At 70.8% G+C, this 25,600-nt stretch carries 20 protein-coding genes; 10 read left to right on the top strand and 10 right to left on the bottom strand.

Going from position 1 to position 25,600, the window contains the following annotated elements; genetic code table 11:
• Positions 1-41 precede the first annotated feature (41 nt).
• Together gyrA and BHS09_RS03935 are read right to left on the bottom strand one after the other, a co-directional pair.
• Positions 42-2,870: a DNA gyrase subunit A gene (gyrA, locus tag BHS09_RS03940; protein ID WP_140797198.1), complete on the bottom strand. Its 2,829-nt coding sequence runs from the start codon at positions 2,868-2,870 to the stop codon at positions 42-44.
• 168 nt (positions 2,871-3,038) lie between these two features.
• Positions 3,039-3,818: a tetratricopeptide repeat protein gene (locus tag BHS09_RS03935; protein WP_140787386.1), complete on the bottom strand. Its 780-nt coding sequence runs from the start codon at positions 3,816-3,818 to the stop codon at positions 3,039-3,041.
• 167 nt (positions 3,819-3,985) lie between these two features.
• On the opposite strand from BHS09_RS03935, the gene BHS09_RS03930 reads away from it, so the two are divergent.
• On the top strand, positions 3,986-5,326 hold the full coding sequence (locus BHS09_RS03930) for a M24 family metallopeptidase (protein ID WP_174260489.1): 1,341 nt from the start codon (positions 3,986-3,988) through the stop codon (positions 5,324-5,326).
• 73 nt (positions 5,327-5,399) lie between these two features.
• Positions 5,400-5,765 carry a response regulator gene (locus BHS09_RS03925; protein WP_140787381.1) on the top strand — a complete coding sequence of 122 codons (366 nt, stop codon included), beginning with the start codon at positions 5,400-5,402 and terminating at the stop codon, positions 5,763-5,765.
• Positions 5,766-5,768: 3 nt separating this feature from the next.
• Here BHS09_RS03925 and BHS09_RS03920 read toward each other — a convergent pair whose 3' ends face one another.
• A complete protein-coding gene (locus BHS09_RS03920) occupies positions 5,769-6,581 on the bottom strand; it encodes an acyl-CoA thioesterase (RefSeq protein WP_140797196.1) in 813 nt (270 codons plus the stop codon).
• Between the two features lie 68 nt (positions 6,582-6,649).
• Positions 6,650-7,327: a uracil-DNA glycosylase gene (gene ung, locus BHS09_RS03915; protein ID WP_140787356.1), complete on the bottom strand. Its 678-nt coding sequence runs from the start codon at positions 7,325-7,327 to the stop codon at positions 6,650-6,652.
• A gap of 178 nt (positions 7,328-7,505) precedes the next feature.
• Here ung and BHS09_RS03910 point away from each other — a divergent pair, with 178 nt between their 5' ends.
• From BHS09_RS03910 to BHS09_RS03895, 4 genes are all read left to right on the top strand, one after another.
• Positions 7,506-9,302, top strand: coding sequence for a CpaF family protein (locus BHS09_RS03910; protein ID WP_140787354.1), 1,797 nt, complete (start codon positions 7,506-7,508; stop codon positions 9,300-9,302).
• Positions 9,303-9,343: 41 nt separating this feature from the next.
• The gene (locus BHS09_RS03905; protein WP_140787352.1) at positions 9,344-10,363 is read left to right on the top strand and encodes a hypothetical protein; all 1,020 of its coding nucleotides are present in this window, start codon (positions 9,344-9,346) and stop codon (positions 10,361-10,363) included.
• Positions 10,364-10,377: 14 nt separating this feature from the next.
• Positions 10,378-12,039, top strand: a complete 1,662-nt coding sequence (locus BHS09_RS40030; protein WP_237078027.1) for a DUF1565 domain-containing protein — start codon at positions 10,378-10,380, stop codon at positions 12,037-12,039.
• 132 nt (positions 12,040-12,171) lie between these two features.
• Positions 12,172-13,899 (top strand): serine/threonine-protein kinase, encoded by a 1,728-nt coding sequence (locus tag BHS09_RS03895; RefSeq protein ID WP_174259187.1) that lies wholly within the window; start codon positions 12,172-12,174, stop codon positions 13,897-13,899.
• A gap of 12 nt (positions 13,900-13,911) precedes the next feature.
• Here BHS09_RS03895 and BHS09_RS03890 read toward each other — a convergent pair whose 3' ends face one another.
• Positions 13,912-14,652 (bottom strand): transglycosylase domain-containing protein, encoded by a 741-nt coding sequence (locus BHS09_RS03890; RefSeq protein WP_237078026.1) that lies wholly within the window; start codon positions 14,650-14,652, stop codon positions 13,912-13,914.
• An 84-nt stretch (positions 14,653-14,736) separates the two neighbouring features.
• Between BHS09_RS03890 and BHS09_RS03885 the strand changes: the two genes are divergently transcribed.
• Complete coding sequence (locus tag BHS09_RS03885) at positions 14,737-15,429, top strand: ferredoxin reductase domain-containing protein (protein ID WP_140787346.1); 693 nt, start codon at positions 14,737-14,739, stop codon at positions 15,427-15,429.
• Between the two features lie 80 nt (positions 15,430-15,509).
• On the opposite strand, the gene BHS09_RS03880 is transcribed toward BHS09_RS03885, so the two are convergent.
• From BHS09_RS03880 to BHS09_RS03865, 4 genes are all read right to left on the bottom strand, one after another.
• The gene (locus BHS09_RS03880; protein ID WP_140787344.1) at positions 15,510-17,153 is read right to left on the bottom strand and encodes a WD40 repeat domain-containing protein; all 1,644 of its coding nucleotides are present in this window, start codon (positions 17,151-17,153) and stop codon (positions 15,510-15,512) included.
• Entirely contained in the window at positions 17,150-19,315 is a 2,166-nt protein-coding gene (locus tag BHS09_RS03875) for a penicillin-binding protein activator (RefSeq protein ID WP_174258637.1), read from the bottom strand. The genes BHS09_RS03880 and BHS09_RS03875 overlap by 4 nt, the downstream gene beginning before the upstream one ends.
• A gap of 186 nt (positions 19,316-19,501) precedes the next feature.
• Positions 19,502-20,629, bottom strand: a complete 1,128-nt coding sequence (gene dnaJ, locus BHS09_RS03870; RefSeq protein ID WP_140797195.1) for a molecular chaperone DnaJ — start codon at positions 20,627-20,629, stop codon at positions 19,502-19,504.
• Positions 20,630-20,797: 168 nt separating this feature from the next.
• Positions 20,798-21,238 carry a hypothetical protein gene (locus BHS09_RS03865; RefSeq protein ID WP_140787337.1) on the bottom strand — a complete coding sequence of 147 codons (441 nt, stop codon included), beginning with the start codon at positions 21,236-21,238 and terminating at the stop codon, positions 20,798-20,800.
• 158 nt (positions 21,239-21,396) lie between these two features.
• Here BHS09_RS03865 and BHS09_RS03860 point away from each other — a divergent pair, with 158 nt between their 5' ends.
• Positions 21,397-23,160 carry an ABC transporter ATP-binding protein gene (locus tag BHS09_RS03860; protein WP_140797194.1) on the top strand — a complete coding sequence of 588 codons (1,764 nt, stop codon included), beginning with the start codon at positions 21,397-21,399 and terminating at the stop codon, positions 23,158-23,160.
• Between the two features lie 93 nt (positions 23,161-23,253).
• Positions 23,254-23,631: a hypothetical protein gene (locus tag BHS09_RS03855; protein ID WP_140797193.1), complete on the top strand. Its 378-nt coding sequence runs from the start codon at positions 23,254-23,256 to the stop codon at positions 23,629-23,631.
• A 973-nt stretch (positions 23,632-24,604) separates the two neighbouring features.
• Here the strand turns inward: BHS09_RS03855 and BHS09_RS40095 are convergent.
• Positions 24,605-25,225 (bottom strand): hypothetical protein, encoded by a 621-nt coding sequence (locus BHS09_RS40095; RefSeq protein WP_237081730.1) that lies wholly within the window; start codon positions 25,223-25,225, stop codon positions 24,605-24,607.
• A gap of 138 nt (positions 25,226-25,363) precedes the next feature.
• Between BHS09_RS40095 and BHS09_RS03845 the strand changes: the two genes are divergently transcribed.
• A complete protein-coding gene (locus BHS09_RS03845; RefSeq protein ID WP_011550870.1) occupies positions 25,364-25,588 on the top strand; it encodes a hypothetical protein in 225 nt (74 codons plus the stop codon).
• Positions 25,589-25,600: the final 12 nt, after the last annotated feature.

Raw genomic sequence — 25,600 nt, 5'->3', positions numbered from 1 at the left:
GAGCGGGAGCCCGTGGGCCCCCGCTCCTCACTGCGAACGGCTCAGCCCTGCGTGGGCTCCTCGCCACCCGGGGTGCCGCCCTCCCCAGACGCCGGGGACGACTCGACAACGGCTTCCACAGGCGCCGCGGCCTCAGCCGTGGCGTCCGCAGGCGCAGCGGCATCAGTCGCCTCCGAGGCGCTGGCCTCCGCCGTGGGCAGCGCGCCCTCGACCGGCGCCACCGCCTCGCCGTTCTCCTCGGACTCGTCGCTCTCGGGCAGCTTGGAGATGGCCATGACCTTCTCCTGCTCGTTCTCCAGGGCAATCAGCCGCACGCCCTGCGTGTTGCGGCCGATGACGGAGATCTCCTTCACCCGCATGCGGATGAGCATGCCGCCGTTGGTGACAATCATCACCTCGTCCGACTCCTTCACCTGGAGCAGACCCACCACCTTGCCATTCCGCTCGGTGGTCTTGATGTCGATGATGCCCTTGCCGCCACGGCCCTGCTGCCGGTACTCGGCCTCCTGCGTCCGCTTGCCGTAGCCGTTCTCCGTCACCGTGAGGATGGCCGCGTCCGTCTCCACCACGTCGGCGCCCACCACCTCGTCGCCGTCCTCCAGCGTGATTCCCTTCACGCCGTAGGCCTGGCGGCCCATGGAGCGGACCTCCGTCTCCGGGAAGCGGATGCTCATGCCCGATGCCGTCGACAGCAGGATGTCCTTGCTGCCGTCGGTAATCATCACCGCCACCAGTTCGTCACCGTCGTCGATGCCCAGCGCGATGATGCCGCTGGAGCGGACGTTCTCGAACGCGCTCAGGTCCGTGCGCTTCACCACGCCCCGCTTCGTCACGAAGAAGACGTAGCGGTTCTCCGGGAAGTCACGCGTCACCAGCACCTGCGCCAGCCGCTCGCCCTCTCCGAACTGCACCAGGTTCACCATGGCCTTGCCGCGCGACGTGCGGCTGGCCTGCGGAATCTGGTGCACCTTCAGCGAGTACAGCTTGCCCTTCGTGGTGATGGGCATCAGGTACGCGTGCGTGCTGGCCACGAACAGCTTGCTGACGAAATCGTCTTCCTTCGTCGCAGCGCCCGTCTTCCCGCGTCCGCCACGCTTCTGCGCCCGGTACTCGGTCAGCGGCGAGCGCTTGATGTAGCCCGTGTGCGACAGCGTCACCACCATCGTCTCTTCGGCGATGAGGTCCTCGCTGGTCATCTCATCCACGGCACCGGTGATTTCCGTGCGGCGCTTGTCGCCGTAGCGCTCGCGAATCTCCACGAGCTCCGTCTTGATGACGTTGAGCAGGCTGCGCTCGTTGGCCAGGATGTCCTGCAGCCGCGCGATGTCGCGCACCAGGCCAATCAGCTCGCGGAACAGCTCCTCGCGCTGCAGGCCGGTGAGCCGCTGCAGGCGCATCTCCAGGATGTTCTGCGCCTGGCCCTCGCTGAAGCCCGCGCCCTCGTACTTGTGCGCCAGGCCGCCGTAGCTGGGCTCCTCGTTGCGCGCGCGGGAGACGAGCAGCTCCATCTGCGCCTTCGCCTTCGCGTAGTCGATGCGCTCCAGGTTGACGAAGCGCTCGTGCTCGTACAGCGCGGGCGACAGGATGTGCATCAGGCCCCAGCGCGCCTCGTCCGGATCCTTGGACGCGCGGATGAGGCTGACCACCAGGTCGATGAGGTCCTGCGCGACGAGCAGGCCTTCGACGATGTGCATGCGCGCCAGCGCCTTGCGCAGCTCGTAGCGCGTGCGGCGCGTCACCACGTCGCGGCGGTGCGCGATGAACCGGTCCAGCATCTCCTTCAGGTTGAGCGTGCGCGGCTGGCCCCCGTCGATGGCCAGCATCACCGCGCCGAAGGTCGTCTCCAGCGACGTCATCGTGTACAGGTTGTTGAGCACCACCTGCGAAATCGCATCGCGCTTGAGCTCGATGACGATGCGCATGCCCTGGCGGTCGCTCTCGTCGCGGATGTCGCTGATGCCCTCCAGCTTCTTCTCGCGCACCAGCTCGGCGATCTTCTCGATGAGCCGGGCCTTGTTCACCTGGTACGGAATCTCCGTGAAGATGATGGCCTCGCGGTCACCCTTCTTGGAGGTCTCGATGTCCGAGCGCGCCCGGATGGTGACCTGACCGCGGCCCGTCTCGTAGGCGCGGACGATGCCCTCGCGCCCGGTGATGATGGCGCCGGTGGGGAAGTCCGGACCGGTGATGAACTCCATCAGGTCCCGGACGGTGCAGCCCGGGTTGTCGATGAGGTGCAGCGTGCCGCTGATGACCTCGGTCATGTTGTGCGGCGGGATGTTGGTGGTCATGCCCACCGCGATGCCGCTGCTGCCGTTGACCAGGAGGTTGGGGAACTTCGACGGGAGGACGAGCGGCTCTTCCAGCGAGTCGTCGTAGTTGGGACCGAAGTCCACCGTCTCCTTGTCGATGTCCGCCAGCAGGTCCTCCGCCAGCCGCTCCATGCGCACTTCCGTGTAGCGCATGGCCGCTGGCGAGTCGCCGTCCACCGAGCCGAAGTTGCCCTGGCCGTCCACCAGCAGGTAGCGAAGGCTCCACTCCTGCGCCAGGCGCACCATGGCGTCGTACACCGACGAGTCACCGTGCGGGTGGTACTTACCGATGACGTCACCCACCACGCGGGCGGACTTCTTGTAGGCCCGGTTGTGGAGGTTGCCCAAGTCATTCATCGCGTACAGCACGCGGCGATGCACGGGCTTGAGTCCGTCACGTACGTCGGGCAGCGCGCGCCCCACGATGACGGACATGGAGTAGTCGAGATACGAACGGCGCATCTCGTCTTCGATGTTGACGGGAATGAGCTCTCCAGCGCTGTCCGGGGGAGGAGGCGCGGAGGGCGATGCCGGCTTGTCAGTCGTGTCGTCAGCCATGAGCTCTGGAAGTCTGCGGAGGGGCCCGCGAATAGGGGCCGCCGTCCAGTGAGTGAGCGTTCGTAACCCCTGGATTTCCCAGCGTCAACAGGGGAAACAAGGGGCTTCCGCCCCGAACGGCGGGATGCCGGAAAGGGACTCTTTTTTGAACGCTTGAGCGAGCCTTTTTCAGCCCTGCGGACGCAGGGGAGCGGCTAGGCGCTCTGCTTCGGCCCCTACCGGTCCTTCCGGGTCCCTTTCCTTCGCTTTTTCGAACGCCTCCAAGGCCCCTTCCCGGTCGCCCTTGAGCTTCAGGGCCACGCCCACATTGAGGTGCGCGGAGGGCAAGTCACGGTCCATGGCCACGGCTTCCCGGAAGAGCACCAGCGCCTGGTCCACGTCTCCCGACAGCAGGGCCTCCTTGCCCGCCTGGACGCGCTTCTCCGCGTCATTCACGAGTTCTACCTGGAACACGCTGCCGCCCACCACGTTGGCGATGAGCACGCGCAGGATGCCGCCCCAGTAGAACGTGAGTCCCTCCGCGGCCACCACGGCGGCCAGCGGCAGGTCCGGAAGCAGCTGCTTGCCCCGGAACTTGAAACGCACCCGCGTGTAGCGGCCCTTGTTGGCCCAGTGGACCATCTCCCCCTGGAGCTTGCGCAGCCCTTCTTCCATGCGCTTGGGGTCGATTTCGAAGGGCAGCACCCGGCCCGCGGGCTCGCCGGACGGGAGCGCCTTGGGGCCCGGGCGTCCGGAGGTGGGCTCGTCGGCGAGGACGGGCTCGGCTTCCAGCACGGGGGGCCGAGGGGTTTCGACGGTGGGCTCAGACACCGGCGCGCTGGCGCGACGGGGCGCGGCGCTCGTCCTCGATGCGGCCTTCTTCGGGGCAGCGGCCTTCTTCGCCTTCGCCTTCGACGCGGCGGGCTTCTTCGCCTTCGACGGACGCTTCTGGGACGTGCTCTTGGCCATGGACACACCTTAAACGAGCCACGGCGACAACGCTTGCATGGTGCCGCCCGATGGTGGGCTTCGCACGGTTCTTCGCACGCACGCCACACGACTTCACGCCGCGCGCGTCCCTTCCCGCCAGGCGCTCGGGGATGATGACGTTCCTTCCCGAAAGGACTGCTCCCCGCATGACTCGCGTCCGGCACGCCCTGCTCTCCGCCCTGCTCCTCGCCGCCCCCATCGCCAGCGCCGCGCCCGCCGACCCCATCGCGTCCCAGGACGCCTGGCCCCGCATCCGCAAGGAGCGCATCCAGAAGCTGCTGCCCCAGGCCATGGCCCGCGCCAACGTGGACGCGTGGGTGGTCATCTGCCGGGAGAACGACAACGACCCGCTGGCCATCCACGTCGGCTGTGAGAACGCCGGAGGCACCGCCGCCTTCCTGTTCCTCAAGCAGGGCGCGGCCGTGCGCGGCGTGGCCCTGTCACCGGAAGGCGAGGCCACCGCGCTCCGCGACGTGGCGCCGCTCGACGAGGTGGTGCCGCTGCCGCGCGGCACGAATCTCTACGCACAGGTGGCCTCGCGGCTGGCGGCGGCGAAGCCGAAGCGCATCGCCGTCAATTCGTCCACGTCGGTGACGGTGGCGGATGGCCTGTCCGCCACGCAGCGCGCCGCGCTGGAGAAGGCCCTGACGCCCGCGCTGCGCAAGAAGCTGGTGTCCTCCGAGGACCTCGTCTCCGAGTGGCTCTCCGTGAAGCTGCCCGAGGAGGTGGACATCCTCCGCAAGGCCGCCGCGCTGACGTCCCAGATGGAGGTGGAGGCCTACCGCGCGGTGGTGCCGGGCAAGACGCGCGACGTGGATGTGGCCCGCTTCCTCCGCAAGCGCATGGCGGAGCTGGGCGTGGGCGACGCCTGGGCGCCGGACCAGAATCCCAACGTCCAGAGCGGCCCCACGCGCGGGCACTCCCACGCCACCGAGCGCGTCATCCAGCCGGGTGACTTCATCCAGACGGACTTCGGCATCCGCGTGGGCGGCATGTGGGTGACGGACATCCAGCGCTTCGCCTACGTGCTGGCGCCGGGCGAGACGCAACCGCCCAAGGAGGCCCTGGAGAAGTGGGAGAAGGGCAAGAAGGGCAGCCGGACTGCATTGGCCACCCTGAAACCCGGCGTGCGCGGCTGGGACGTGGACAAGGCCCAGCGCGACTGGATGCGGGAAGCCGGCTCCGCGCCCGTCATGTGGGGAACGGGGCACCCGGTGGGCTACTGGGCGCATGACGTGGGCCCGGCGCTCTCCGGCGCGCAGCAGGGCAAGCCCGCGGCGGGCCAGGCGGCGCGAATCGTCCGGCCCGGGCAGGTCTTCGCCTTCGACGGGTTCTTCGCGTGGCCGGACGGCGGAGAGGGCGAGCAGCGCATCATCGCCGTGGAGGAGATGGCCGTCGTCACCGAGACGGGTGCGGAATACCTCATCCCACCCCAGGAGGATTTGGTGCTCATCCCCTCCCCGGGTCCATCCCGCCCCGTGCCGTGAGACGTGTGTCACGTGACAATCTCGTGGGAGAAGCTTGAGTAGGATGCGCTGAACCGCTCCCGGAGAGGGCCCGATGCAGAACGTGCTGGTGATTGACGACGACGCCTTCGTGCTCTCGGTGGTGAGGGACATCCTCCAGAGCGCGGGCTACGAAGTCGTGACGGTGCAGTCACCCGCAGAGGCGTTCAACCTGGACCTGTCCAGCGTCTCCGCCATCCTCTGCGACTACAACATGCCGGACATGAACGGCTCCGACGTGCTCACGGTGATGCGTGAGCTGAAGGACTGCCGGGTGCCGTTCATCTTCCTCACCGGACACGAGGACCTGGATGACCTCGTGTCCGTGGCCATCCGCTACGGCGCGGAGCTGCTGCCCAAGCCCATCCAGCCCGTGGAGCTGGTGCGACTGCTGGTCAAACAGCTCGCCTCGGCGGCCTGAGCGCTACCCCAACACCGCCACCAGTTGGCGGCACTGAGCCAGCAGTTCGCCCTCCTGGGTCCACAGCTGCTGGAAGTCCTCCGAGTAACCCTCCGCCGCCTGCCGTGAGCGCCCCGTACGCAGGAAGTAGGCGTCCTCGCGCAGGCCGGGCCGTGGCAGGTCGTGGAAGAAGTGCACCGTGAAGTCCACGCTCGCCGCCGCGTGGAAACCATCCACCCGCGAGAGCACCGACGGCGGATAGGCGTCCATCAGCCCCACACACAGCGGCGCGTCCAGCACCAGCGAGTCCTTGGGACGAATCCACCCGCCCGTCTCCGCCACGTCCGCGCCGGAGTACGGCGCCGAGCCCACGCAGAAGCGGTACTCGAAGAAGCTGCAGAAGGTGGGCATGGGCACGTCATCCGGCACCGCGGGCACCTCGTGCGGCGGCGGGACGACGGGGCGCTTGACGTCGAAGTACTCCGTCACGCCACCGCGCGAGGTGCCGAACGTGGCGGTGGCCACGCACAGCACACCCGCGGCGCTCTCGATGCGCGCCGTCGCGTGCGTGACGAGCCGCCCCGTCCGTTCGATGCGCGTCTGGATTTCCGCCTCCCCCTCCACCGCGGGCGCGCAGAAGTGCACGGTGAGCGTGCGCACGGGACGGCCCGGCTGCTGGGCCTGCGCCAGGGTGTGCTCCAACGCGCGCAGCGTCGCCCCCGCGACGATGCCGCCATAGGCGCCCTTGCCCTGGTACCAGGGCGCGGTGAAGCGGATGCCGTAGCGGTTGGGAGAGAGCGGCTCGGGGGTGGTGGCGGCGAGGAAGGCAGCGGTCATGTCGCGCCGCAGCGTATCAACGCGGCCCCGGTGTGTCCGGCCCGAGTCTCGCGGGGCTCGCCGCCTCTTCAGGCGGACAGGCGCCAGTCGATGGGCGGACGGCCGTGGGACTCCAGCGCCGCATTCACCGCGCTGAAGGGACGGCTGCCGAAGAAGCCATTGCTGGCCGACAGCGGCGAGGGGTGTGTGCCCTCGATGACGACGTGCCGCTTCGAATCGATGAGCTTCTTCTTCTTCTGCGCGTAGCGGCCCCACAGCAGGAACACCACCGGGTCGTCCTTGGCGCTCACCGCGCGGATGACGGCGTCCGTGAAGTCCTCCCAGCCGTGCCCCGCGTGGCTGTTGGGCTTCGCCTGCCGCACCGTCAGCACCGCGTTGAGCAGCAGCACACCCTGCCGGGCCCAGGGAATCAGAGAGCCGTCCTTCGGGCGGGGCACGCCCACGTCGCTCTCCAGCTCCTTGAACATGTTCACCAGCGAGGGCGGCGGCGCCACCCCCGGCTTCACCGAGAAGGCCAGCCCATGCGCCTGTCCCGGCCCGTGGTAGGGGTCCTGGCCCAGCAGCAACACCCGCACGTCTTCATAGGGCGTGAGCCGGAAGGCGGAGAAGAGGTCCTCCTCCGACGGAAAGACGGTGGCCTCCCGCCGCTCCGCTTCGACGAAGCGCTCCAGCTCATGGAACGACGGCGACGCCAGCGCCGCGCGCAGTTCCTGCTTCCAGTCTTCCGGCAGCCCTTCCGCGAGCACTCACGCCTCCCATTCCAGCGGCGGCGGCATTGAAACACCGGGCCCCGGGAGCGCCCACTGCTTTCCGCCCGCCCGCGCTGGAAACCGCCGGTGGGCGGCCCCTGCCCCAGAAAGCAGCCGGGCAGGCGGGGCGGGTTCTTGGGCCCTGGGGCCAGAGCGCGCTAGCCTGGGTGGCGCCATGACGATGTACACCGAGTCACTCCGCGCGTTCCTCAAGCCCGTCCTGCCCTACATGGATGACGAGGCCGTGTCGGAAATCATGATCAACGGCCCGACCGACATCTGGATTGAGCGCAAGGGCCGGCTCACGAAAGTGGATGCATCGTTCACCGACGAAGGCCTGCTCGGCGCCGCGCGCAACATGGCGCAGTTCGTCGGCCGCATGCTCAACGAAGAGCGCCCCCGCCTGGACGCGCGCCTTCCGGATGGCAGCCGCATCCACGTGGTGATTCCGCCCATCGCGCGCAAGGGCACCACCATCTCCATCCGCAAGTTCTTCAAGGAGAAGCTGACGGTCCAATCCTTGATGAAGTTCGGGTCGCTCACGCCGCAGATGGCGCGCCTCATCGAAGCGGGCATCGCCACCAAGCTCAACATGCTGGTGGCCGGCGGCACGGGCTCCGGCAAGACGACGCTGCTCAACATCGTGTCGTCGCTCATCCCGGATGAGGAGCGCATCCTCACCATCGAGGACTCGGCCGAGCTCCAGCTCAATCAGTCCCACGTCGTGCCCTTCGAAAGCCGGCCGCCCGACAAGTTCGGCAAGGGTGCGGTGGACATGGGTGATTTGCTCCACTCCGCGCTGCGTCTGCGCCCCGACCGCATCGTCGTCGGTGAGGTGCGCGGCGGCGAGGCCTTCCACCTCATGCAGGCCATGAACACCGGCCACGGCGGCTCGCTGGCCACCACGCACGCCAACACGCCCACGGACACGCTGCGCCGCATCGAGTCGCTGTGCCTCATGTCCGGCGTGGACCTGCCCATGGTGGCCGTGCGCGCCCAGGTGGCCAGCGCCATCAACTTCATCATCTGCTGCGAGCGCCTCCACGACGGCAGCCGCAAGACGATTGCCCTGTCGGAGGTGCTGCCCCTCAACGAGAAGGGCGACTACCGCACCCAGGACATCTTCGTCTTCACGCCCGTCACCAAGGATGAGGACGACCACATCCTGGGCTACCACGCGCCCACCGGCATCATCCCCAACTTCGTCAGCAAGGCGCGCGCGTACGGCTTCCACGACCTGGACGAGTCCTTCTTCGACCCGGCCACCTACGGCCTGCCGCCGCCGCCCACCTTCCACGCGGGTGAGTCGTACACCGTGCGATGGGCCCCGTCGCTCAAGCACCGCGAGGAGGGGCGTCCGGACCCCGCCCACTTCAAGAAGGAGTGGGCCGACTTCGAGCAGCGCCTCAAGCAGGACGCCCGCGACGCGAAGGCCGGCAAGGCCGCCGCCCCGCCGCCTCCGCCTCCCGCGCCAGCCGTGCAGGTGCAGGTGCCCGCCAGTCACCCCACCCCGCCGCCCTCGGCGCGCGTCCGGCCGCCGGAGCCTCCGCCGGCCGTGAAGCCCGCGACGCCCGTGGCCCGGCCCGCAGCCGCCGCGCCGCCGCGCCCGCCGCCCGCCATGGACGACGACGCGACGCCGCCGCCCACACGCAACCCCTTCGCGGAGGCCGCCGAGGAGACGCGCACCGCCATCCCCACCGAGGCCAAGGTCGAGGTCTCCGAGGACCTGCTCGCGGAGGATGACGGCCCCAGCACGGTGCCTCCGCGCCGGCCGCCGCCCTTCACCCCGCCTTCGCGGGCGCCCTCGCCCAACCTGGCCACCGGCGCACGCCCGGCCGTGGGCGCGCGCCGCCCGCCGCCGTCCCGCCCCGCGACGGAGTCCGATGAAGACGACGACGGCACCCAGGGCTCGAATGGCGGCTCCGAGAAGACCCAGATTCGCCCGGCCCCGTCGGAGCGGCCCCGGCGCTGAAGCCACGCCCGGCCCGGCGCGTCGGAAACGACCCCGGGCCGGTGGGGTGGCCTCCCACCACACGCGCTCCGCCCCGGTGGGTTTCACCCGAAGCACGAGCGGTGATTCCCGACCTTGCGAGGAGGTCCGGTCGGGGGGAAAGTGATTGGGTGTGGATCTCCCTCCTCGCCGCGCTCACCCTGGCCACCCAGGCGCCTGCCGCGGCTCCCCCGCCGCCCCTGTCCGTCCTGGTCGCACCGCCTGACGCGGCGGGAGCTCCCTCCCACGTCGTCGAGTTCGCCCAGGAGCACGTGGCCGAGCAGCTCCGGGCCCGTGGGCTGGTGGTGGTCCGTATCGAGGACATCACCCGCAAGCTGTCCGCGTCCAAGCGCCGCCCGCTGCTGCGCTGCAACCGCACGGCGCCCTCCTGCATCCGCTCGCTGGGCGCCGCGGGGAAGACGGAGCTCGTCCTGGTGACGGAGCTGGGCCAGTTGCTCAGCGGCTACCGCACGGGCGCGCGCATCTACACCGCCAACGACGGCGCGCTCGTCACCGAGCACCTCATCCCCGGCGTGAGCGAGGACCAGTTACTGGACTCGCTCACCCAATCAATCGACGCGGTGCTGCCCGTGGCGCAGACGGCCCTGCGCGGCCCGCCGCCGGCGCCGCCCCAAGCCGAGCCGCCCCCGCCGCCCGTAGCCGTGGTGGAGGCGAAGCCGCTGGCCCTGGAGCTGGAGCCCGAGCCCATCCGCCCGCTGCGCCGCTGGGCGTGGCTGCCCGCCGCGGGCGGTGTCGCCCTGGCCGGCGTGGGCACCGTGTTCTACCTGCAGGCGGGCGACAAGTACTCGCGGCTCGACAAGGACGGCACGCCGGACGCTCCGCTGGACAACGCGGATGGACTCGCGTCGTCGGGCCGCCGGGCGCAGACGCTGAGTCGGGTGGCCTTTGGACTGGGCGCCGCGGGGCTCGTGGCGGGCGCGGTGATGTTCCTGCTGCCCGGTGAGCTGCCCGCGAAGGTACAGCCCTCCGCCGCCGTGGTCCCCGGTGGGGGCATGGTGGGCCTGTCCGGGACGTTGCCTTGAATTCGAGGAGAGTCATGCGGAAGACCAGGATGCTCGGCGCCACGGGCACGGCGCTCGTGGCGGCGCTCGGTGCGGGCGCGTGCTACGACTTCGACGGTGCGCGGCAGCGCTGCAGCGACGAGGGACGCTGTGAGCCCAACGTCGCCGCCTGTACCCCCGCCCCCGGCGAGGACCTTCCCGACGACGCCTTCGCCGATACCGACTGTGACGGCGTGGATGGCCAAGCGGACGCGGGGCTCTTCATCGACCCCATGGACGGGGATGACGACGCGGGCGTGGGCACCCGGCAGGCGCCGCTGCGCACCGTGGGCCGCGCGCTGACGATGCTGCGCGAACTGGACGGCGGCCCGCGCCACCTGTTCCTCGCGGGCGGCGCCTACGACGAGGCGGGCCTGGTGCTGGACGTCCCCGTCTCGCTGCACGGCGGCTATGCCGGACGCAGTGGCGGTTGGCGCCGCGCCGCGAACCGCGTGGCCATGTTCGACGCCGGCACGCTGGGGTTGACGGTGCGGGGACTCCAGGACGCGGGTGTGCTGATGGAGTACGTGCAGGTCAGCGCCGCCACCGCGACCGGCCCCGGTGAGCCCTCCATCGCCGTGCGCATGGTGGACTCCTCCGGGGTCCGTCTGCGTCACGTCACCCTGGCCGCGGGCGCGGGGGGCCAGGGCGCTCCCGGCGAGGCGGGGGACGCGGGCCTGGGCGGCCCCGACGGAGGCGAAGGGCAGAGCGGAGGCGACGGCAACTCCGATACGGGCATGGGCGGGACGCCTGTCTCCATCACCTGCCCGGATGGCATCGCGCCCACGGGCGGCTTGGGTGTGATTGGCAGCGGCAACGGCTCTCCTGGACGGGATGGCGGCACGGGCGGGCCCGGCGAGACGGGCGGCGCGGGCGGCGCGGGCGGTGATGCACCGGACGCCGCGTGCTCCGGGCGTGAGTGCGTCTGCAACCCCTCCTCGGGCGAGCAAGGCCAGGGCGGCACGGAAGGAGGCCCCGGCGCACCGGGTGGCGGCGGCGCGGGCATGGGCGTGCTGCGCGACGGGACATGGACCGCCGAACAGCAAGGCGAGCCCGGCGGCGGCGGCACGACGGGCTCCGGCGGTGGCGGCGGCGGGTCTGGTGGAAGCTGCAGAATCGACAACGTGAGCGTCGCTGGCGGCGGTGGCAGTGGCGCGGGCGGAACGGGCGGCTGTGGTGGTGCGGGCGGCGGCGGCGGTGGCGGTGGCGGCGCGTCCATCTCCCTGCTGCTCATCGGTTCCCAGGCGGCCATGGAGGAAGGCAGCGTGTTGCGCACGCTCGGTGGAGGCCCGGGTGGCGAGGGTGGCGAAGGCGGTACCGGAGGCCCCGGAGGCGAAGGCGGGCACGGCGGCAACGGCGGCCATGTCGTGCGGGACGGAGGCGTCGTCGACGGAGGCGTCATCATCCACCGGACGACCGGCGGCGCGGGCGGCGCGGGCGGTCCCGGCGGCGGGGGTGGCGGTGGGGGTGGCGGGGGTGGCGGGGGTGGCGGGCCCTCGGTGGGTGTGTGGTGTGGCCCGGGCGCGACGGTCCGCTACACGGATGGCGGCGTTACCTTCCAGGTCGGTCCGGGCGGTCGGGGCGGCTCCGGCCCCGGGCTCGAAGGAAGCGCGGGCGAGCAACTGCCGGAATTCGACTGCGTCAGTGCCAACCCGTAGCGTCCGCTGTCCGACGTTGGGGTGCCTGCCCGGAGGGCGCTTGCGTGCTGCGCCTGACCGCCGGCCAGGCACTCCGGACCGGAGCACATCGCCCCACCCGGGTCCTCCTGCTACGCTGCTTCCCGGTTTGAGATGGCTTCCGAGTTGATCTGCGATACCTGCGGCCTGGCCGTACCTGCCGACACCACCGTGTGCCCACGCGATGGGACGGTGGTGCTGTCGTCGTTCGACGTGCCCCCGCGCGAGGAGCCGAACGTGGTGGTGCAGGCCTCAGAGCCTCCCCCGCCCGCGGCCGTGCAGAGGGACCCGCTCATCGGATTGAAGCTGGGCGAGTACGAGCTGCGCTCGCGCATCGGCGTGGGCGGCATGGGGCTGGTGTACGAAGGCATCCAGCCGCTCATCGGCAAGCGCGTGGCGGTGAAGGTGCTGCGCCCGGAGCTGGCTCACTCCACCGAGCAGGTGGAGCGGCTGCTGGCGGAGGCCCGCGCCGTCAACGCCATCCGTCACCGGGGCATCATCGACATCTTCGGCTTCGGCCAGGTGCCGGACGGCCGGCAGTACATCGTCATGGAGTACCTGGAGGGCCAGGCGCTCGACGCGGTGCTGACGGAGAAGAACCGGCTGCCGGTGCAGGAGGCACTGGCGCTGCTCGACGAGGTGCTGGCCGCGCTGGCAGCCGCGCACGGCGCGGGCGTGGTGCACCGCGACCTCAAGCCGAGCAACATCTTCCTGGTGCAGCAGCCGGACGGCTCGCGCTACGTGAAGGTGCTGGACTTCGGGCTCGCCAAGCGAGGCCAGGGCCCCACCGGCCGCACCGCGCAGACGCGCACGGACATGGTGGTGGGCACGCCGGAGTACATGGCGCCGGAGCAGGCGCGCGGCCAGGAAGTGGGTCCGATGACGGACCTCTACGCCCTGGGCGTCGTCACCTTCGAAATCGTCACCGGCCGCCTGCCCTTCGTGGGCAGCTCGCCGGTGGACCTGCTGATGAAGCACGTGGAGGCGCGGCCGCCTCGCCCGTCGGAGTTCGTCTCCGATTTGCCGCCCGCGCTGGACGCCTTCATCTTGCAGATGCTCACCAAGGACCCGGAGACGCGCCCCAACTCCGCGGACGCGCTGCGGCAGCAACTCCACAAGCTGCGCCGCACCCTGCGGGCCTCCACGCGCTCCAATCCCAGCGCGCTCGCGCCCGGCTTCGAGAAGTCCGCCGCGGCGGCGGAAGCGGACGCGCGCCGTCCCACCACGCCGGTGCCGGTGCCCCCGGAGCTGAACACCGAGCTGACCTCGCAGGAGCTGCGCGCCGCGGGCGTCCGAGGCCCGCTGCGCAAACACCTGCCGCTGGTGGGTGCCGTGAGCTTCGCCGTGCTGCTGCTCGCGGGCGCCGCCGCGGTCGTCATCCGCGGCGCGAAGGCCCCCGCGCTCGTGCCGCCGTCCATCACGCCACAGCAAGCCGCGGCGCCGGAGCAGGCCGCTGCGGTCACCCCGCCTCCCGCCGAGCCAGAGCAGGCGCCCGTGGAGGAAGTGCCGCTTCAGCCCCTGGTCGCCGCCGCCGTCGCGCCGGCTCCGCCGGACGGTGTGGAGCGTCCGCCGCCGGCCCCGCGCGCCGAGGACACCCGCGTCGCGCCGCCCCGGCCCCTGAAGGCCTCCGCCCCCACGCTGGAGGACATCCTCCAGAGCATCGACCGGCTGGAGCGCCGGGTGGACCGGCTGGAGACGAGCGGGAAGATTGACGCCCCCAAGGCCAACGCCGCGCGCAACCTCCTGGCGAAGTACCGCGACGACGCGCGGGCCGACACCAGCGCCCACGCCCGCATCGACCTGCTCAAGAAGGTGACGGGCGTGGCGGGGATGATTCGCTGACCCGCGCCTGACTCAGCGCGCGCAGGTCAGCGGCTGGGCCATGGCGTTGCGCGCGCGGTCCTCGCTCACCAGCCGCCACGCCGCCAGGTCCTCCAACAGCCGGTTGCGGTCCTGCCGGAGCACCGTGGGGTTCTTGCAAATCTTGATGCCGTAGTAGTCGGAGTACGGCGGCAGGGCCAGTTGCAGTTCGGCGAGTTCCTCCAGCTTCAACTCGCTCAGCTCTCGGCCGAAGAGCGCCAGGGCCGCGTCCTCCACGCCGACGATGCCGCGCTCGAAGTAGATGATGGACAGGTCGTACGCGATGAGCTGGTCCTTCTGCATGAAGGTGTGGATGCGGTGCGCGGCCACCGACCTTTCACGCGTACCCTCGATGCCCAGCGCGGCGGCGATGCGCATGGCCAGGACGCGCTCACAGGCCCCGTCTCCCGGCGGCGACGTGCCCACGGTGGCGCCCAGGAACAGACGCCAGGCCCACGCGGGCCCATCTTCTCGCGGCGTCTGGAAGTACCGGGGGCACTCCAGGTGGCGGATGTAGAGGGCCACCAGGTCCTTGGGCAGCTTGGAGAAGTCCGGCCGCACGAAGGTGATGGGACGCGGGTTGCGCTGGGACTGCCCCGCCCGAAGGCTCATCCGCTCGCCTTCGATGCTGTGCTTGAGCTGCTTCTCCACGTCGAATTCGCTCTCCAGCGGCGGCAGCTTGCTCGCCGTGTAGAGGTACGTCAGCGGAATCACCACGCCGGCCAGGCCCAGCATGAACAAGATTGTCCAGAGCAGACTCTTCACCCCCTCAGGCTACCAGGGGCAGCACGCGTCAGGCGCGTAGGTTAAAACCCCGACATGCCCGACTGGCACCCGGCCACCGTCACCGACAGTGCACCCGCCGCAGATGGCCTCACCGATTTGGTGCTGGACGTCCAGGGCACGCCCCTGGCCGGCACCCACGAGAGGCCGGGCCAATATGTCCACCTGCGCCTGCCTGGCGTGGGACAAGGGCTTTTTGCCATCGCCTCCCCGCCCGGCCGCCCGGGAACGCAGTGGGAGTTCCTCCTCAAGGTGGGCAGCCCGCTGCCAGACGCCCTCATTCACCTGCCCCGGGGCGCCCACGTCGACGTGTCACGGCCGGAAGGACGGGGCTTCCCGCTGGAGCGCGCCCGAGGCCAGGACGTGCTCCTGTTCGCCACCGGCTCCGGCATCTCCGCCATCCGCTCCGTCATCACCAGCATCCAGTTGGAGCGCGGCGCCTACGGCCAGGTGACGCTCTACTTCGGCGCGCGCACACCGGGCGCCTTCGCCTACGTGGACGAGCTCCACGAGTGGGAAGCGGGAGGGGTGCGTGTGGTGCGTACCGTCAGCCAGCCCGGCGCCAGCGGCTGGCAGGGCCTCACCGGCTATGTGCAGGCCCACCTGGTTGAAGGGCCCGTGCAATCCGCGGTGGCCTTCCTCTGCGGACAGAAGGAGATGGTGCGGGGCGTGATGACGACGCTCCAGGCCCGCGGCATGCCCGCGGGCGACATCCACCTCAACTTCTGAGCGACGGACGCACCGGCCGTGCCCGGCCGCCCACGTCCAGCAGCACCGCTTCCGACTCGCGGCTTCCGTCTCGGCTGGAACTACTGAGTGGCGGACGCGCCGGCAGCGCCTGGCCCCTGCACGGTGGGCGACTCATACCCCACGTCCAGCAGCACCGCCGCCGGGTCGCTGTCCCCGTCGCGGCTCGCCACCTGGGGCGTCCACGCGGCCACGCCCAGCCAGCGCCCATCCGGACTGAAGCGCACGCGCCGCACGGACCAGTCGAAGCGATGCTCGCCGCGAGCGCTCACGTCGCCTTCGGTGAACAGGTACACGCGCTTGTCCCAGCCGCCGCTGGCCAGCGAACGTCCGTCCGGGGAGATGGCCGCCGTGGCCACCACGCCCCGGTGCACCGGCCACTTCGCCAGCACCTGGCCGGACTGCGCGTCCACCAGCGCGCCCGCGTTGAAGGGGCCCTGCGGCTCCTCCACACCCTTGCGCTCGCGCTCATACACGCTGCGGTCGCGCTCCGGCTTCTGCTCCGACAGCCCCACGCCCAGCCGCTGGCCGCGCGCGTCCACGGTGACGTCGCTCACGTAGGCCGGGAAGGGAAACTCCGAGCGCCGCGCGAGCACCAGCGCGTCCACCGTCACCGCGCCCTCGGGCGGGCCGCCCTTCAGCGACAGCACGGCCTCCTGCGTGACTTCGTCGAAGGCCACCTCCACCCGCTCGGAGAAGGGCGCGCCCAGCACGCCCTGGGTGCCCTGCGGCACGCACGCGTCGCAGATGGCGACGTCCACGCCCTCCACCCGCATGGACTTGAAGCGCAGGGACTGGGCCGGCGCCAGCCGCGCGGCGATGGTGCCCAGCGGCCCCGGCACGTTGACCGTCGCCTTCAGGAAAGGCACGTCGATGCCCGCCGCGGCGGCCGCCTCGCTGGTGAGCACCAGCGCGGGCGCACGCGCATCCAGCGCGAAGGACAGCGGCGCCTTGTCATTCACCGTACCGCCCAGCACCACGGAACCGGCGCGCCGCTCGAAGCGCATGCGCGCCTGCCCCGGCCGCAGCCCCTCCACGGAGGTGCGCCAGGCCCGCACGTGTTTGTCCCACCCCCCCGAATACAGCGTCCCGTCCGGCGCGAAGGCCAGCGCCGTCACCGGCCCCATGTGTCCGCGCTCCTCGGAGCCGTACTCCAGCGCGGGCGCCGACAGCACCGTCATCAGCCCCTTGTAGCTGCCCACCACCAGCCACTGCCCTTCCGGGTGGAAGGCCACCACGGACAGCGGCTCCTCGGTGCGGCGCTCCGCCACGAGCGCGCCGGTGGCCGCGTCGAAGAGGCGCACCACGCTGTCCTTGCCCGCGGTGGCCACGCGCGTGCCGTCCGGGGAGAAGGCCACGCCCTCCACGTCGAACTCGTAGGGGTTGATGGCCGGGTCCGCGAGCATCGTCGGCTCGGCGGAGCCCAGCTCCCAGACGGAGAGGAAGTAGGACTTGCTGCCCAGGCGCGAGTACGCCACCCGGGCGCCCCGGGGCGCGAAGGCCAGGCCCCAGATGAAGTCCTTGTTGTTGAGGACGGCCTTGCGCCCAAGGCCCGCGGCGCTGCCTGACACCCAGGTGCCCGGCTCCGACTCCAGCCGGGCGCTCAGCTCCGGGGACACCCGAGGAGGCGCGTGTGCACAGCCACCACCGCCCACCGCCACCACCCCGCCCGCCAGCAGTGCGAACGCCCCCCTCGCGAACTTCATGTCCCTGAGCCTCCTGACGCCGAGGCGGCGTTCTGCCGCTCCTTCTCGACGTTGATTTCCGTGACGCCCTTGTTGTCGATGGACAACAGGAACAGCTGCTTCACCGCCTCGCGCTTCTCGTTGAAGGACGTGCGCCCGGTGGCCCCGTCGAAGTCCTTCAGGTTGGCCATCGCGTCACGCATCTGCGCGCGAGTGCGCGGTGCATCCTTCTGCTCCATGAGCTGCCGCAACATCCGACCGGAGTCGTAGCCAATGGCCTCCAGCAGACCTGGGTCCCGCCCTGTCTCCGCCCGGTAGGCCTCGCGGTACTGCTGCACGAAGCGGCGCGTGGCCGGACGCTGCGAGTCCACGAAGAAGCCGTCCACGTACACCGAGCAGGTGACGAACTTGCCGCCGCGCTCCACCAGCTCCGGCAGCCCCGAGCGGCCCTTGGGGCTGCTCCACTGGTTGGCGCCGAAGAGCGTCACCGTCTTCAGCTCCTTCTTGCCCGTCGTCTTGCGGATGCGCTCCAAATCACGCGGGTCACACGCGTTGGTGACGATGTCCTCCACCGCCAGCGCGGGCGCCACCAGGCTGACGCGGCGCCAGTCGTCCGGCATGAAGATGGCGTCGAAGTCGATGATGGGCTCCACGCCGCTCTTCACCTTCTCCATCGCCTTGCGGCGGCGGAAGGCGTCCAGGTTCTCCCCCTGCACGTCGCGCACGCCCTCGATGTAGTCGCCGCGGTCATCCAGGTAGTAGCGGCCCACCAGCTTCTTGGCCTCGGTGGTGAAGGTCGTCTGGTCGTGCGAGTAGCGCTCCGCCCCGCGCACGCCGCCGCCCCGCGCCACCACCTGGTCCCAGAAGGCATCCGCCAGCTCCACGCCGTAGGGGATGTTCGGGTACAGCAGCGCGAAGCGCTTGTAGCCCTTCACGTTCATCGCGTAATCGGCGATGGCCTCCGCCTGCGCCGCGTTGGTGAGCATGTTGCGGAAGACGTAGCTGCCCAGCTCGGTGATGCCGTCCTGCCGGCTCATGGTCAGCAGCGGCACCTGGAGCTCCTCGGCCACCAGCGCCGCGCGCTTCGAGTCGTCCGCCAGCAGGGGCCCCAGCACGGCGATGGCACCGTCGTCGAAGGCCAGCTGCTCCATGGCCTGACCCGTCTTGTTGACGTCGCCCTGCGTGTCCTTCACCACCAGCTCCACGCCGCTGCCTTCCAGCCCCAGTTGGAGGCCGCGCAGCACCGCCTCGCCAATGGGCTGGTAGCGGCCCGTCATGGGCAGCAGCACGCCCACCGTGCGCGGGCGGGCCTCCACCCGGCGCGTGGCGCGGGCCAGCAGCTCGCGGGCCTGCGGCGCGAAGGCGTGGCCGGGCGCCTGGGCGAGGAAACGGTTCAGCGTCTCCTCCAGCCGCGTCCAGTCACGCAGGTGGTAGTAGACGCGCGCCAGCTTGAAGGTGATGACGGGCCACGCCGGGTTGGACGGCGACAGGCCCTCCGCCACGCGGGCGATGTCCACGAAGCCCGCGCGCCCCTCCACCAGCGCCTCCACCTTGGCCACCGCGGCGGCCTGCGCCTGAGCGCCCTGGGCCTGGCCCGCCTCGTCCACCGCCATCTGCAGCGCCTGCCCGTAGAGGCCTGCGCCCGCCGCGGCGCGAGCGGCCTCGTTGAGCAGTTGGGTGCGCTCGGCGCCACTGGCGCGCTCGGCGAGGCTGGAGAGCGTCTGGTACGCGTCGCGGTAGGCGCCCACCTCCATCGCGGAGATGGCCAGCTTGTGCTTGGCGTCATCCGCCTGCGAGTAGAGCGGGTTCTCGAAGAGCAGCTCGTTGAAGCTCTTGCGCGCGTTGACGAAGTCCTTGGACTCGAAGAAGAGGACGCCGGCCTGGTACAGCGCGTCCTGACCCGAAGTGGTGGCGGGATACGCCTTGCGCACCGACAGGTAGGCCTCCGCGGCCTTCTTCTTGTCCGGGGTGGCGCGGGCCGTCTGGGACGCCTGCGCCAGCGCCGCGTCGGCGGCGGGGTCCTTCTTCGCCTCCACCGAAGGACGCTTGGGGAACGGGTCTCCCGAAGGCAGGTCCCCGCCGGTGTCACCTCCAGAGGGCGTGCGGGTGGACCGGGGGCAGGCCGTCAGCAGCAGGGCCAGGGCGATGACGAGCGAGCGGCGCAGGGTGGGCAGGACATCCATGGCAGGGGCGTGCATAGCAGTGGGGTGCGCCCCCGTCGACACCCGAGCGGGGGGAAGATTCCACTGCCAGAGTCCGCTGTTCTGCAGTGCCCGTGCCCACGGCGGCCTGCCGCGCCGCGGCGCCCGCCTGCCCACCAGGCGCGGCACGGAAGCCGCGCTATCGCGGCCCCGCGCCCGCAACCGTCGTCAGCCGAACAGCTCCTTCACCTTGGCGAAGAAGCTCTTCGACTGCGGGTGAGACTCCTCGCCGGAGGCCTCCGCGAACTTCTCCAGCAGTTCGCGCTGCTTCGACGACAGCTCGGTGGGCGTCTCCACCACGACGCGCACGTGCTGGTCTCCCCGCTGCTGGCTGTGCAGGTGGGGGATGCCCTTGCCCTTGAGCCGGAACACCTTGCCGGACTGGGTGCCGCTGGGGACGGTCATCTTCACCTTGCCGTCCAGCGTGGGGACGTCGATTTTCGCGCCCAGCGCCGCCTGCGTGAAGGAGATGGGCACCTCGCAGAAGACCTCGTACTCCTCGCGCTGGAAGAGCGGGTGCTCCTTCACGATGACGGTGACGTAGAGGTCACCCGGCGGACCGCCTCTGTCTCCAGGCTCGCCCATGCCGGACAGCCGCACGCGCGTGCCGTTGTCCACGCCGCCGGGGATGGCCACCTCGATGACCTCCTCGGAGGGCACCTTGCCCGAGCCCTTGCAGCGCGTGCACGGGTCCGGCACCACCGCGCCCGTGCCGCCGCAGTCACCACAGGGCCGGGACACCGCGAAGAAGCCCTGGGTGTAGCGCAGCTCGCCGCTGCCGCCGCACGCCGAGCAGGGCCGGGGCCCGGTGTTGCTCTTGCTGCCGGAGCCGGAGCAGGTCTCGCACTTCTTCGGCCGGGGAATGGTCACCTTGGGCCGGCAGCCGAAGGCCGCTTCCTCGAAGGTGATTTCCAGGTTGTAGCGCAGGTCCGCGCCACGCGAGCTCGTCCGCCGCCCACCCCGGCCACCGCCGAAGATGTCGCCGAAAATCTCGCCGAAGATGTCGTTGATGTTGACGCCCTGGAACCCGCCCCCGGCGCCACCAAAGCCGTCGAAGGGGTTGCCCGCGTGCCCGAAGCGGTCGTACTTCGCCCGCCGTTCAGGGTCGCTCAGCACCTCATAGGCTTCCGAGGCCTCCTTGAACTTCTCCTCGGCGTCCGAGTTCCCCGGATTGCGATCCGGGTGGTACTGCAGCGCCACCTTGCGGAACGCGCTCTTGAGCTCCTGCGCGGAGACAGACTTCTGGACGCCCAGGACCTCGTAGTAGTCGCGTTTCTGACCCGCCGCCGCTGACATTGATTACAACCCCTGGAATTTGCTGTGCTTTTCTGCGCTGCGTAAAATCTCGAGTCACTATAACGCAGCGAAACGCACCGGCAATCCAGTGGGGACACGCGCCGCCCGCGCCCACCCGGCGCCGGGCGGGCATCCGGGCGGGTGGCGTGGCGGGAAGAGAGGGAGCCGTCAGACGGTCCACACGCGGTTGGCCGTCAGCTCCATCCGGGCCAGCCTGCGTTTGAGTCCCGGGTCCACCGCGCCCGTAGCGGCCCACTTGGGCACCACGAAGTGGAGCTCCGCGTTGTACAGCTTCGCGGCGCTGGCCAGGAGGCTCCAGCGGTTCTCCGCCGTGGGGTCGTCCACCATGTGCGGGGTGACGATTTCCAGGATGATGGGCGTGCGAGCCGAATCCGACTGCCTGCAGGTGAAGTCGGGGCGATGGTCCTCGATGGTCCCCGACAGGATGGGAGGAGGCATGAACCCGGGGAGGCGCGCCTTGATGTCCGTGTAACCGATGGTGCGGAAGTACTCGGCCATCAGCCACAGGAGCCGCCGGCGCTCCTCGTCCTCCACCACCGGCTCACAGCCCGGATTGAACAGGGCCTCTTTTTCGTTATTGGTTTCCATGGCTCCCCTGAACCTGTCCGCAGGGTTGAAGGTGGGCAATGGAACTGGCCCGGGCGCCGCAAGCGCCCGGTGGCAGGGCAGCCAACAGGGCACCAGCCCCCGAAACCCGGTAGCCTTGGACCTTCTGGCGACTCAGTGACAGAGTCCGCCGCCGAACAGTGGCTCCCCGTCCTTCTCCTCACGTCTATCGTCGGCTCCTCGGCTACCTCCGCCCGTACCGGCTGCTGCTCGCCGCGGGTGTAGGCGCGTCGGTGGCCGCGGCCATCGCCACGTCCGCCTATGCCTGGGTGGTGGGCCCCCTGCTGCGCGCGCTGCTCACCCACGAGCCCGTCACCGTCGCCGGGGTATCCCTGCCGGGAGACGCCCTGCTCAAGCGGCTGCCCCTGCTCGTCGTGGCCGTGGCCATCGTGAAGGCCACCGCGCAGTTCCTCCAGGGCGGGCTGATGCAGCGGCTGGGGCAGCGCGTGATGGCGGACCTGCGCGGGTTCCTCTACGGACGGCTGCTCGGCCAACCGCCCGCGTTCTTCGAGCGGCGGCACTCCGGCGAGCTGCTGGCGCGCTTCACCGCGGACGTGCCCCTGGTCGAGTTCTCCGTGACGCAGGCGCTCACGTCCTACGTGAAGGACGGGCTGCAAATCATCGCGCTGCTCGCCACCTGCTTCCTCATCGACAAGACGCTGTTCCTCTTCACCTTCGTGGTGGTGCCGGTGACGGTGCTGCCCATCAACCGCTTCGCGCGCTCGCTGAAGAAGGTGGCCGCGCGCTCGCAGGAGCGGCTGGGCTCGCTGACGGCGCTCACCGCCGAGCAACTCCAGAACCTGCCCGTGGTGCAGGCCTTCCGCGGGCAGCCGCGGGCGCTGGAGGCCTTCGAGGAGGAGGCGGACAAGTACCTGGGGGAGATGCGCCGCTCGCTCTTCCTCCGCGGCGCGGTGAGCCCCACGGTGGAGCTGCTGGGCATCGCCGGCGTGGCCATGGCGGTGGCCTGGGGCGCGCGCGCGGTGGCGGCGGACCCTGCGTTGGCGGGGCGGCTGCTCTCCTTCATGGCCGCCGCGTTGCTGCTGTACCAGCCCGTGAAGTCGCTCAGCGGCACGCTGTCGCAGGTGCTGACGGGCATGGCCGCCGCGGAGCGCCTCTTCGCCATGGCGGACGAGCCGTCCGCGCCGGACGTGGGTGACGCCGCCGGGCCGCTGTCGCGCGAGCTGAGGCTGGAAGGCGTGCGGGCCACCTACGCGGACGGGCGCGAGGCGCTGCGCGGGGTGGACCTGGTGGTACCCGCTGGCGCGCGCGTGGCGCTGGTGGGGCCCTCCGGAGCGGGCAAGACGACGCTGTTCTCCGTGCTGCTGGGCTTCTTGCCCACGTCGGGCGGACAGGTGCTGTGGGACGGGGCGCCGCTGACGGCGCTCCAGCCGTCCAGCGTGCGCGGCCAGGTGGCGTGGGTGCCCCAGGAGCCGGTGCTCTTCTCCGGCACCGTGCGGCACAACCTCCGCCTGGGCCGGCCCGAGGCGACGGACGAGGAGCTGTGGGAAGCGCTGCGGCTGGCGCACGCGGACGACTTCGTCCGCTCGCTTCCCGGCGGCCTGGATGAGCTGGTGGGCGAGCGCGGCGGCCGGTTGTCCGGCGGACAGCGGCAGCGGCTGGTGCTGGCGCGGGCCTTCCTGTGCCGCCCATCGCTGCTGCTGCTGGACGAGCCCACCAGCGCGCTCGACGCGGCGAGCGAGGCCGCGGTGGGAGAAGGCCTGGTGGCCCTGATGAAGGGGCGCACGGTGCTCGTCATCGCGCACCGGCTGTCCACGGTGCGTGACGCGGACCTGATTGCCGTGGTGGAGGCCGGCCGCGTGGTGGAGGCCGGCACCCACGCGCAGCTGCTCGCCCTGCGGGGCCGGTACACGCAGCTCCTGGGCGAAGGCGCTGTCGCGGCGTGAAGCGGCGCGCGGCCCTGGCTGATGCCGGACACCCCGCCCGCTTCCGTCCTTGCACCCCCACCGTCGCTCTGCCAGCGTCCTTGGCTGACTTCAATGCGTCCCCGGGAGCCCCTGTCCCTCAACGCCCTGCTGCTCGTCCCCGCCCTGGCGCTCGCGGCCCTGGCGTGTGTGGCGGTGTCGGCTCAGCAAGGAACCCTGGCCACCGCGGCCACCCTGACGCTGTTGCTGCTCCCCGTCGTCTTCCGGTTGTGGACACGCACCTGGTACCGCGGGCTCGTGCTGCGCGGTGTGGGCGTCTTCCTCATGGGCATGCACGTCCCCCTGCTGCTGGCCGGCGTCCTCGCCTATGGCCGCATCGGCTGCAGCGGCGGCGGGTGTCCCAAGCTCTACCTGCTGGGTGTGCTCGTCTCTCCTGTCGCAGGGGTGCTGGCGAGCGTCATCTACTGGCTCGTGGATCGTCCCCCGGTCTAATTTCACAGGCTTAACCGGAGAGACTACTCTCTCCTGAAATGCTCGTTCCGCTCCGGCTTCGTCTCGCGCCCGGCCTGGCCGTGGCGCTGGCCGTGCCCATCACAGTGTTCGTGTGGTGCTTCACACTGGGTCCCCTGCTGGAGGGGATGGCCGGCGTGTCGCACGCGCTCCAGGCGGCCGGGCCATTCGCCGCGCTGGTGGCGATGGCGCTGGCGCTGGAGGTGCCGCTGCTGTCCCTGGCGCTGGTCAGCTCCGGGATGGATCGGCGGGTGCCCTTGTCCGCGATGCTGGGACTCGCCACCTTGCCGTGGATGCTGGGGTTGATGGGCACCGAGGTCCTGATGGACCGGGTGCTGGTGTCCCTGCCCCGGCTGGACACGGTGGAGGCGGGCCTTGTGCTGGCGACCAGCACGGGAGAGGCCATGGCGCCGCGGCTGCTGGGCGCCTGGACGAGCACCGCGCTGCTGCTTGGACTGGCGCTGGGACTGGCGCTGGCGCACTTCGGCCCCACGGGCTTCCGGGAGGCCGCGGCCCCCCGCAACCGCGGACTGCTGCTGGCCAGCGGCGTCTCCGCGTCCCTGGCCTCGGTGGCCATGGTGGGCGCGCTCGAGGCCCGCCACCTGCTGAGCTTCCTCACCAGCCTGGCGCGGATGCCGGACGCGGAGCGCTCGGAGTTGATCGCCACGGGGCTCGCCGCGACGGCGAACCTGCGCGCGCTGCGGTGGACGTGCACCGGGGTGCTGACGGTGCTGGGGCTGACGCTGATGGCCCGGCGCGCCGGAGAAGACTCCCACACGCCGCTGGGCTGGTCCGCCCGGCTGGTGCCCGCCACCGCGGTGGCCGTGCTGCTGGTGCTGGATGCGCACCCGGTGAGCTCCGCCACGGAACACGCGCCCGTGGCCATTCCCGCCGAACACGGCGAGAGCCCCTCGGGGAGCATGCCGCAGCCGCCCTCCGGAGACGTGAGCCCCGCTCAGCCCATCAAGATGAACGCCAGCATCCCGAACCCCACCAGCAAACCCAGGGCGAGCACCAGCAGCATCGTCATGCCCTCACCGGGCCGCACCACCGGAGGCGTGACCTCCTCCACCACCGCCACCGAAGCGGGCGGCACGTCGAAGACGGCGGCCTGAGCCGTCGTCACGACTGGCGCCTCCACGGCGGGCAGCGTGGGCTCCGAGGGACGGGTAAGGCCGCCCTTCATCTCCAGGCCCTCGCGTGCCAGCGCCAGCACCCGCTGCATGTGGAGCAGGTAGCGGTCCTGTCCCGTGTACGTGCCCATGGCGAGCGCGGCGCGCATCAGCCGCTGCGGCACGAGCTCCGGGTCCGTCTGGACCACCGCCGCGGCAGTGGGCTTGCCGCCGCCGCGCTCCAGGTAGCCGGTGCGCACGCCCTCACCGCTGGCCCACACGTAGTGGTCCTCCAGCAGCGTGAGCTCCTGCCGGCGCACGCGCCCCTCTGAATCCACCAGGGACATCAGCTCCGCGCCGTCCGGGCACAGATGCCAGACGGTGCGCAGCCCATTCTCGCCGGGCGGGCCTTCCACCGCGTGGACGCGGTAGAGCGCCTGCACCGCGGTCTTCAACGTTTCCACGGAGGTTTCTGCCATTTGTGAACGGAGACTAGGTGCGAAGGTCCCGAAACGGAAGACGACCCGCTGCTCGTCTGCCTGGCAGCCCCGCTCCTCTCGCACCCGGAGCCTCCCTACTGTTCACACCAGGAGGATTGAGCCATGGCCATCACCCTTCCCGATGAGCCCATCGAGACGCCCTTCGAGGTCCCCGCCAACCGCCCCGAGGTCACTGACGAACCCACCGACGCCTTCATGAAGGCACAGGTGAGCTGGGATGGCTGGGCCGCGCACGGAGGCGGCCACGTCCCGGAAGACTACGCGTGGACCTCCAATCCCAAGGAGCGCCAGGACGAACTGATGGGCGAATGGCCCGGCGAGTCATGAAGCCGCGTGCGC

Source organism: Myxococcus xanthus (genome assembly GCF_006402735.1).
In the GTDB taxonomy this organism is placed as follows: Bacteria; Myxococcota; Myxococcia; order Myxococcales; family Myxococcaceae; genus Myxococcus; species Myxococcus xanthus_A.
This window is presented reverse-complemented; position numbering and strand designations above follow the sequence as displayed.

Coding starts and splice junctions, on each gene's coding strand:
- BHS09_RS03885 (WP_140787346.1), top strand. CDS start 14,737: ATGCCCGACTGGCACCCGGCCACCGTCACCGACAGTGCACCCGCCGCA.
- BHS09_RS03935 (WP_140787386.1), bottom strand. CDS start 3,818: ATGGCCAAGAGCACGTCCCAGAAGCGTCCGTCGAAGGCGAAGAAGCCC.
- dnaJ (WP_140797195.1), bottom strand. CDS start 20,629: ATGTCAGCGGCGGCGGGTCAGAAACGCGACTACTACGAGGTCCTGGGC.
- BHS09_RS40030 (WP_237078027.1), top strand. CDS start 10,378: ATGCGGAAGACCAGGATGCTCGGCGCCACGGGCACGGCGCTCGTGGCG.
- BHS09_RS03890 (WP_237078026.1), bottom strand. CDS start 14,652: ATGCTGGGCCTGGCCGGCGTGGTGATTCCGCTGACGTACCTCTACACG.
- gyrA (WP_140797198.1), bottom strand. CDS start 2,870: ATGGCTGACGACACGACTGACAAGCCGGCATCGCCCTCCGCGCCTCCT.
- BHS09_RS03855 (WP_140797193.1), top strand. CDS start 23,254: ATGCGTCCCCGGGAGCCCCTGTCCCTCAACGCCCTGCTGCTCGTCCCC.
- BHS09_RS03910 (WP_140787354.1), top strand. CDS start 7,506: ATGACGATGTACACCGAGTCACTCCGCGCGTTCCTCAAGCCCGTCCTG.
- BHS09_RS03865 (WP_140787337.1), bottom strand. CDS start 21,238: ATGGAAACCAATAACGAAAAAGAGGCCCTGTTCAATCCGGGCTGTGAG.
- BHS09_RS03930 (WP_174260489.1), top strand. CDS start 3,986: ATGACTCGCGTCCGGCACGCCCTGCTCTCCGCCCTGCTCCTCGCCGCC.
- BHS09_RS03875 (WP_174258637.1), bottom strand. CDS start 19,315: ATGGATGTCCTGCCCACCCTGCGCCGCTCGCTCGTCATCGCCCTGGCC.
- BHS09_RS03880 (WP_140787344.1), bottom strand. CDS start 17,153: ATGAAGTTCGCGAGGGGGGCGTTCGCACTGCTGGCGGGCGGGGTGGTG.
- BHS09_RS03895 (WP_174259187.1), top strand. CDS start 12,172: ATGGCTTCCGAGTTGATCTGCGATACCTGCGGCCTGGCCGTACCTGCC.
- BHS09_RS03920 (WP_140797196.1), bottom strand. CDS start 6,581: ATGACCGCTGCCTTCCTCGCCGCCACCACCCCCGAGCCGCTCTCTCCC.
- BHS09_RS03925 (WP_140787381.1), top strand. CDS start 5,400: ATGCAGAACGTGCTGGTGATTGACGACGACGCCTTCGTGCTCTCGGTG.
- BHS09_RS03845 (WP_011550870.1), top strand. CDS start 25,364: ATGGCCATCACCCTTCCCGATGAGCCCATCGAGACGCCCTTCGAGGTC.